Annotated in this window: 5 protein-coding genes and 1 pseudogene; 5 read left to right on the top strand and 1 reads right to left on the bottom strand. The window is 72.5% G+C overall.

Translation table 11 applies throughout. From position 1 onward, the window contains the following. Positions 1-151 precede the first annotated feature (151 nt). The 5 genes from ABD323_RS23265 to pyk all read left to right on the top strand — a co-directional run bounded on the left by ABD323_RS23265 (position 152) and on the right by pyk (position 7,127). Positions 152-1,354 carry an alpha/beta hydrolase gene (locus ABD323_RS23265; protein ID WP_344443844.1) on the top strand — a complete coding sequence of 401 codons (1,203 nt, stop codon included), beginning with the start codon at positions 152-154 and terminating at the stop codon, positions 1,352-1,354. Between the two features lie 8 nt (positions 1,355-1,362). Beyond that, complete coding sequence (locus tag ABD323_RS23270; protein ID WP_344443845.1) at positions 1,363-2,070, top strand: hypothetical protein; 708 nt, start codon at positions 1,363-1,365, stop codon at positions 2,068-2,070. Between the two features lie 182 nt (positions 2,071-2,252). Then, positions 2,253-4,406 carry a phosphate acetyltransferase gene (pta, locus tag ABD323_RS23275; RefSeq protein WP_344443846.1) on the top strand — a complete coding sequence of 718 codons (2,154 nt, stop codon included), beginning with the start codon at positions 2,253-2,255 and terminating at the stop codon, positions 4,404-4,406. A gap of 28 nt (positions 4,407-4,434) precedes the next feature. Next, entirely contained in the window at positions 4,435-5,646 is a 1,212-nt protein-coding gene (locus ABD323_RS23280; protein ID WP_344443847.1) for an acetate kinase, read from the top strand. 56 nt (positions 5,647-5,702) lie between these two features. Continuing rightward, a complete protein-coding gene (pyk, locus tag ABD323_RS23285) occupies positions 5,703-7,127 on the top strand; it encodes a pyruvate kinase (RefSeq protein WP_344443848.1) in 1,425 nt (474 codons plus the stop codon). A gap of 100 nt (positions 7,128-7,227) precedes the next feature. On the opposite strand, the pseudogene ABD323_RS23290 reads toward pyk, so the two are convergent. After that, positions 7,228-7,824, bottom strand: a pseudogene (locus tag ABD323_RS23290) (hypothetical protein); the annotation flags it as partial.

Genomic DNA, 7,824 nt, shown 5'->3' on the forward strand with positions numbered 1-7,824 from the left:
CTCACTCCCCTGTACGGCGTATAAGACTTGTACAGCGTAGAAGAGCGGGCGGGCCGGACGCCAGCGGATTTTCCCGGCCGCCCCGGGTCTTTACCCAGGTTTCTCCCAGGGAGGGGCAACCGAACGCCCGTTCCAAGGAGTCTGTCCCGATGTGAAACTGACAGGCACCCCGTTCTTCATCGTGACGATCCTCCTCTTCATCGGCTCCATCGCGCTGGCCATGATCCAGTGGCGCGCGGCCGCCCGCTCGGGTGCCGACACCGGCACGGGCACCGGCGCCGGCACCCGACGCTCGCGCGGCGCCTCGGGCGGCCGCACCCCGCTGCGCGCCCTCGCGCACTTCGCCACGATCCTGCTCTGTCAGTTCAGCGCCGTGGCGATGGTCTTCGTCATGGTCAACAACTCCACGCTGCTCTACGACAGTTGGGGTGACCTGCTGGGCACCTCCAACCACGTCCGCGCGGTGCCGGTGCCCCCCAAGGACAACGGCCTGGCCGGCGACCGGGCCCCCGGCGCGGGCGGTGCCTCGGCGCCCCCGAAGGTGGTGCAGGCCTTCCACGCCCCCGACACCGACGCGGTCCCGCGGGAGGTCAAGCAGGCCGACCTCAAGGGGCGGCTCTCCGGCGTGGACGGCGAGGTGCTCGTCTGGACGCCCCCGCAGTACGACGACCCCGCCTTCAAGGACAAGACCTTCCCCGTGGTCGAGCTGCTGGCCGGCTACCCCGGCTCCTCCAGCGCCTGGTTCGGCAGCACCATGGACGCCATCAGCCAGCTGTCACCGCTGATGAAGACCGGTCAGGTGACCCCGTTCATCCTGGTGGCGCCCCGGGTGAAACTGCTCGAGCAGGCCGACACCGGCTGCGCGGACGTGCCCGGCAAGATCAACGCCGAGACCTGGTTCGCCCGCGACGTCCCGCAGATGGTCATCGACAACTTCCGGGCCGGCACCACCGCCGACCAGTGGGCCGTGGACGGCTACTCGGCCGGCGCCCACTGCGCCCTGCGCCTGGCGCTGGGCCACCCCGACCGCTTCCGCGCCGCCATCAGCATGTCGGGCTACAACGACCCGCACGAGGAGCCCGCATCGCTCACCGCCAACGACCCCAAGCTGCGCGAGACCGCCAACCCGCTCTACCTGCTCACCCACGCCACCACCCCGCCCAACGTCGCGCTCTACGTCACCGGGAAGAAGGGTGACGGTCTGGAGGACGCCATCGCCCTGCAGAAGGCCGCCAAGGCCCCCACCGCGGTGACCCCCGTCGAGACCACCGGACCGCACCTGACCACGACCTGGAAGCCCATGGTGGTCCCCACCTTCAAGTGGCTCAGCACGATCATCCCCGCACCGCACTGAGGACGACGGTGTTCGCCGCCGCGCTCCCCGTGCTCTTCCTGGTCACCCCCCTCCTCTGCTGGGGGATGCTGCTGCGCACGCCCCTGGTCGGCACGGTCGTCGGGTGCCTGCTGGCGGCCGAGGCCACGGGCCTGCTCTGCGTCGAGACGGGGTGGACGGCGACGCGTGCGGTGGCCGAGGTCGAGGTGGCCTACGCACCCGTGGCGGCCGCGGTGCTGGTCACCGGCGCCGTCGTCGAGCGGGTGCGCCGCGGGCCACGGCCCAGGCGCGTCTTCGGTGGCCGCTGGCACGCGGGCACGATCCTCTTCGCCGTCTACCTGCTGGCCACCCTCCTGGTCGCGACGCCGGTCTACCTGACGATCGGCGTCACCGAGGCGTTCACCCCCTCGTCCGACGCCGTGCTGCCGCTGCCGCCGGGGTTGAGCGTGCTGCACGACGACCCCGGGCCCTGTGGCTCGGGGACGTGCGAGCGGGTGCTGGTGGTCGGGAGCCCGAGCGGCCTGTCCGGGGCCGAGATCGACGCCCGGCTGCGCGCGGGCCTGACCGGGCGGCACGGCTGGCAGCTGGACCCCGCCGGCACCGGCTGCCGCCGCAACGGCTGGCTGCTGGACCGCCGGCCGCTCTGCGTCAGCCTCTGGGTCCAGGACCGGCAGGTCCTGGTCGAGCTGGAGGGCGGCGACGTCTACCACGGCGACCCGGTGGGCGACCGGGGCTGACGATCCCTCGCGCGGGGCCCCCTCGTGCGGGGCCCTTCGGCCCCGGTCCCGTGCCGCACCGACGGTGGCCCGGGCGGGTGCGTCCGGCGGGCGGACGGGCGTGTGGGCTGCGAAGGTATGGTCGAAGCGAGGTCCGGTCCCGCGCGGGGCCGGGGGAGCCTGGACCGAACGGAGAGTCTCGCGTGGCGCGCAGCGTGTACGTGACCGGCATCGCTCGGGGGGACGGCCGGCAGGCGGTCGAGCTCGGGGTCATGGAACTGCTCACCCGTCAGGTCGACCGGGTCGGCGTGTTCCGGCCGCTGGTGCACGCCGAGGCGCCCGGCGAGCGGGGCGCCGACCACGTGGTGGAACTGCTGCGGGCCCGCTACCGGCTCGACCTGCCGGCCGGCGACCTGTACGGGCTGACTTACGAGGAGGCGGCCGCGCTGCAGGCCGCGCAGGGGCAGGACGAGCTGGTCTCGGTGCTGGTCGAGCGGTTCCGGGCGCTGGAGCGCAGCTGCCAGGCCGTGCTGGTGCTGGGCACCGACTTCGCGGACACCAACATCCCCGACGAGCTGGCCTTCAACGCCCGGCTGGCCAACGAGTTCGGCGCCTGGGTGCTGCCGGTGGTCGGCGGGCACGACCAGGACGCCGCCGCCGTGGTGGCCGAGGTGCGCAACGCCTACCGCGCCTACGGCGACCTGGGCTGCTCCACCCTCGCGATGATCGCCAACCGGGTGGTGCCCGGCGCCAAGCAGCAGGTGCTGCGCGCGCTGAGCGCCAAGCTGCCGGTGCCCGCCTACGTGCTGCCCGAGGAACTCGCCCTGGCCGCACCGACGGTGGCGCAGGTGGTGGAGGCCACCGGCGCCGAGGTGCTGCTCGGCGACGCGGCCGGGCTGGCCCGCGACGTGCGCGGGTTCGTCTTCGGCGGGGCGATGCTGCCGACCTTCCTGACCGCACTGACCGAGGGCGCGCTGGTGGTGACCCCGGGCGACCGGGCCGACCTGGTGATCGGCTCGCTGGCCGCCCACGCCGCCGGCTCCCCGCCGATCGCCGGCCTGCTGCTGACGCTCGGTCAGCACCCGGGTCCCAACGTCATGGCGCTGGCCGCCCGGCTGGCCCCCGGCACGCCGGTGGCCGTCGTCCCGGAGGGCAGCTGGCCGACCGCGGCCACGCTCACCCACCTGGAGGGCAAGCTCGGCCCGGCCAGCCCGCGGAAGGCCGAGATCGCCCTGGGCCTGTTCGAACTGCACGTCGACACCGCCGAGTTGACCAGCCGTATCGAGCTGAGCCGGTCCGAGCGGGTGACCCCGATGATGTTCGAGCACGCGCTGCTGGAGCGGGCCAGGGCGCAGCGGCGGCACATCGTGCTGCCGGAGGGCACCGAGGAACGGGTGCTGCGCTCGGCGGAGGTCCTGCTGCGCCGCAACATCTGCGACCTGACCCTACTCGGCGAGCCGGAGGCGGTGCGGCGCCGGGCGGCGGCCCTGGGCATCACCCTGCCGCAGCCCGACCCGGGCACCGACCGCGCGCAGCTGCGGATCGTCGACCCGGCCACCAGCCCGCTGCGCCAGCGGTTCGCCGAGCTCTACGCCGAGTTGCGCGCGCACAAGGGGATGACCGTCGAGCTGGCCCTGGACGTGGTCACCGACGTCAGCTACTTCGGCACCCTGATGGTCCAGGAGGGCATCGCCGACGGCATGGTGTCGGGCGCCGTGCACTCCACCGCCGCCACCATCCGGCCGGCCTTCGAGGTGATCAGGACCGCGCCGGGCGCGGCCATCGTCTCCTCGGTCTTCTTCATGTGCCTGGCGGACCGGGTGCTGGTCTACGGCGACTGCGCGGTCAACCCCGACCCGGACGCCCGGCAGCTGGCCGACATCGCGATCCAGTCCGCGGAGACGGCCGCCCAGTTCGGGGTGGAGCCGCGGATCGCGATGCTCTCCTACTCGACCGGCACCTCGGGCTCGGGCGCGGACGTGGAGAAGGTCCGCCGGGCCACCGAGCTGGTCCGCGAGCAGCGCCCGGACCTGCTGGTCGACGGGCCGATCCAGTACGACGCGGCGGTGGACGCCAACGTGGCCGCCACCAAGCTGCCCGGCTCGGCGGTCGCCGGGCGGGCCACCGTGCTGATCTTCCCGGACCTCAACACCGGCAACAACACCTACAAGGCCGTGCAGCGCTCGGCCGGGGCGGTGGCGGTCGGCCCGGTCCTGCAGGGCCTGCGCAAGCCGGTCAACGACCTGTCGCGCGGGGCGCTGGTGGAGGACATCGTCCACACCGTGGCGATCACGGCCATCCAGGCCCGCACCGCGACCGACCGGACGGCAGCCGTCCACGCGGGGACCGAGCAGTGACCGAGCAGACCTCGAAGGAGCAGTCCCGATGACCGAGGCGACCCGGGTCCTGGTGCTCAACGCCGGCTCCTCGTCGGTGAAGTACCAGCTGATCGACATGCTCGACGGCCGGCGGCCGGCGACCGGACTGGTGGAGCGGATCGGCGAGGCCGGCGGGCGGCTGGTGCACACCGCGCAGGACGGCGAGCCGCGCGAGTCGCGACAGCCCTTCCCCGACCACGCCACCGCCCTCGCCGCGGTGGCCCGGGAGCTGGCCGCCGACGGCCTGGGCCTGGACTCCCCCCAGCTGGCCGCGATCGGCCACCGGGTGGTGCACGGCGGGCAGCGGTTCACCGCGCCGACCGTCGTCACCGACGAGGTGCTGACCGAGATCCGCCGGCTGGTCCCGGTCGCCCCGCTGCACAACCCGGCCAACATCACCGGGATCGAGGTGGCCCGCGCGCTGCGCCCCGACCTGCCGCAGGTCGCGGTCTTCGACACCGCCTTCCACACCACCGTCCCGGAGTACGCGGCCCGTTACGCGATCGACCGGGCGACGGCCGACGCCCACCGGGTGCGTCGCTACGGCTTCCACGGCACCTCCCACCAGTACGTCTCGCGGGCCACCGCCCGGCTGCTCGGCAAGGACCCGGCCGAGGTCAACGTGATCGTGCTGCACCTGGGCAACGGCGCCTCGGCCTCGGCGGTGGCCGGCGGCGTCTGCGTGGAGACCTCGATGGGGCTGACCCCGCTGGAGGGCCTGGTGATGGGGACCCGCTCGGGCGACATCGACCCGGGCGTGGTCTTCCACCTGCACCGGGTCGGCGGGCTGTCGATCGACGAGATCGACGACCTGCTGAACCGCCGCAGCGGCCTGCTGGGCCTGTGCGGGGACAACGACATGCGCGAGATCACCCGCCGGATGGACGAGGGCGACGAGGCGGCCGAGCTGGCCTTCCGGGCCTACGTGCACCGGCTGCGCAAGTACCTCGGGGCGTACTGCGCGGTGCTCGGACGGGTGGACGCGATCGCCTTCACCGCCGGCGTGGGCGAGAACGCGGCGGCCGTGCGCGAGGCGGCCACCGCCGGCCTCACCGAGCTGGGCATCGCGGTGGATCCCGAGCTCAACTCGGTCCGCTCGGGCGCGGCCCGGGTGATCTCGCCGCCCTACTCGCGGGTAGCGGTCGCCGTGGTGCCGACCGACGAGGAGCTGGAGATCGCCCAGCAGGCCTACACCCTCGTCCACACGGGTTGGTCGTGAGGATCGGAGGTTCGCCCCAATCCCCGGGAATAACTCGTACGGATAGGATCATCCATATGCGCCGAGCGAAAATTGTCTGCACCCTGGGTCCGGCGACGGACTCCTACGAACAGCTGAAGGCCATCGTCGAAGCGGGCATGAACGTCGCCCGCCTCAACATGAGCCACGGCTCCCACGCGGAGCACGAGGAGCGGTACCGCAAGGTCCGCCAGGTCTCCGAGGACACCGGCCGCCCCATCGGGGTGCTGGCCGACCTGCAGGGCCCCAAGATCCGGCTGGCGACCTTCGCCAACGGACCGGTGACCGTTGACAACGGCGACACGTTCACCATCACCACCGAGGACGTCCCCGGTGACCAGCACATCTGCGGCACCACCTACAAGGGCCTGCCCGGCGACGTGAAGCCCGGCGACCCGGTCCTGATCAACGACGGCGTCATCGCCCTGGAGGTCGTCAGCGTCGACGGCCCGCGGGTGAAGACCGTGGTGGTCGAGGGTGGTGTGCTCTCCAACAACAAGGGCATCAACCTGCCCGGCGCCGCCGTGAACGTCCCCGCCCTGTCCGAGAAGGACAAGGACGACCTGCGCTTCTCGCTGCGGCTGGGCGTCGACATGGTCGCGCTCTCCTTCGTCCGCAACGCCGCGGACATCGACGACGTGCACAAGGTGATGGACGAGGTCGGCATCCGGGTGCCGGTCATCGCCAAGATCGAGAAGCCGCAGGCCGTCGAGGCCATGGAGGAGATCGTCCTCGCCTTCGACGCCATCATGGTGGCCCGTGGCGACCTCGCCGTCGAGTACCCGCTGGAGCGGGTGCCGCTGGTGCAGAAGCAGCTCATCACGCTGGCGCGGCGCAACGCCAAGCCGGTCATCGTCGCCACCCAGATGATGGAGTCGATGATCCACGCCTCGCGGCCCACCCGCGCCGAGGCCTCCGACGTCGCCAACGCGATCCTGGACGGCGCCGACGCGGTGATGCTCTCCGCCGAGTCCAGCGTCGGCAAGTTCCCCGTCGAGACGGTCCGCACCATGAGCCGGATCTGCGAGACGGCCGAGGAGGAGCTGACCAGCCAGGGCCTGCAGCCCCTCAACCCGGGTCGCAAGCCGCGCACCCAGGGCGGTTCGGTGGCCCGCGCGGCCTGCGAGCTCGGCGACTTCCTGAACGGGCAGGCGCTGATCGCCTTCACCAAGTCCGGTGACACCGCGCGGCGGCTCTCCCGCTACCGCTCGCCGATCCCGGTGATCGCCTTCACCCCGGACTCCGCCACCCGCAACCAGCTCGCCCTCAGCTGGGGCGTCGAGGCGTACGTCACCGAGCAGGTGGCCACCACCGACGAGATGGTCCAGCAGGTCGACCGGGAGCTGCTGCGGATGAAGCGGCTCGACGAGGGCGACACCGTCATCGTCACCGCCGGCTCGCCCCCCGGCGTCCCCGGCAACACCAACATGGTCCAGGTGCACCACCTGGGCAGCCGGACCTGACCGGTCGCTGACCGGCCCGGCACGGGCACGACGCAGCAGGGCCCCCACCGCGCGCGGTGGGGGCCCTGCTGTCGTCGGCGGCTCGACGGGTCGGTGGGACTCAGCCGCCGTACGGGGTGTCGTCGTTGTACAGGTGCATGCCCGGGATGGTCAGCGTGCCGCCGAACTGGCCGGCCTGCACCGCGGTCACCTTGGTCATCGTCATGTCGATAGGGATCGGGATGGCGCCGATCAGGTCGAAGAGCCACTGCGGCAGCGTGTCGGGGGTGATGGTGATCGCCCCCAGGTCCGGCAGCGGAATGCCGTAGAGCGCGGCCAGGTCGCCGCTCAGGCTCTCCACGTACATGGTGATCGGGCCCTGACGCATGGTCGAGGTGCTGCCCGGGGCGCCCTTCACGTGGAAGGTCTTGGCCGGGGAGTTCGCGGTCGCGGTGTCCTCGATCGTCGACATGTCGAGATCGCCGATGTCCACCGAGCTGACGGTGAACTTGAGCACCCGCTTGGTGGTGGTCGGGGTCTGCACCTCGTAGACGCCGCCGAAGACCGCGCCGTAGAGCGCGAGCCGGCTGGAGCGCAGCGTCCAGTTCTGGTCCGGCACCACCTGGCCGCCGGAGGCCGCCGCGGCGCTGAGCTTGCTGGTGTTCACCGCGCAGCTCGTACCAGCCGCCGTCGGGGTCGCGGACCAGGCCGGCGCAGG

The sequence above is a fragment of the Kitasatospora nipponensis genome (genome assembly GCF_039528135.1).
GTDB lineage: Bacteria > Actinomycetota > Actinomycetes > Streptomycetales > Streptomycetaceae > Kitasatospora > Kitasatospora nipponensis.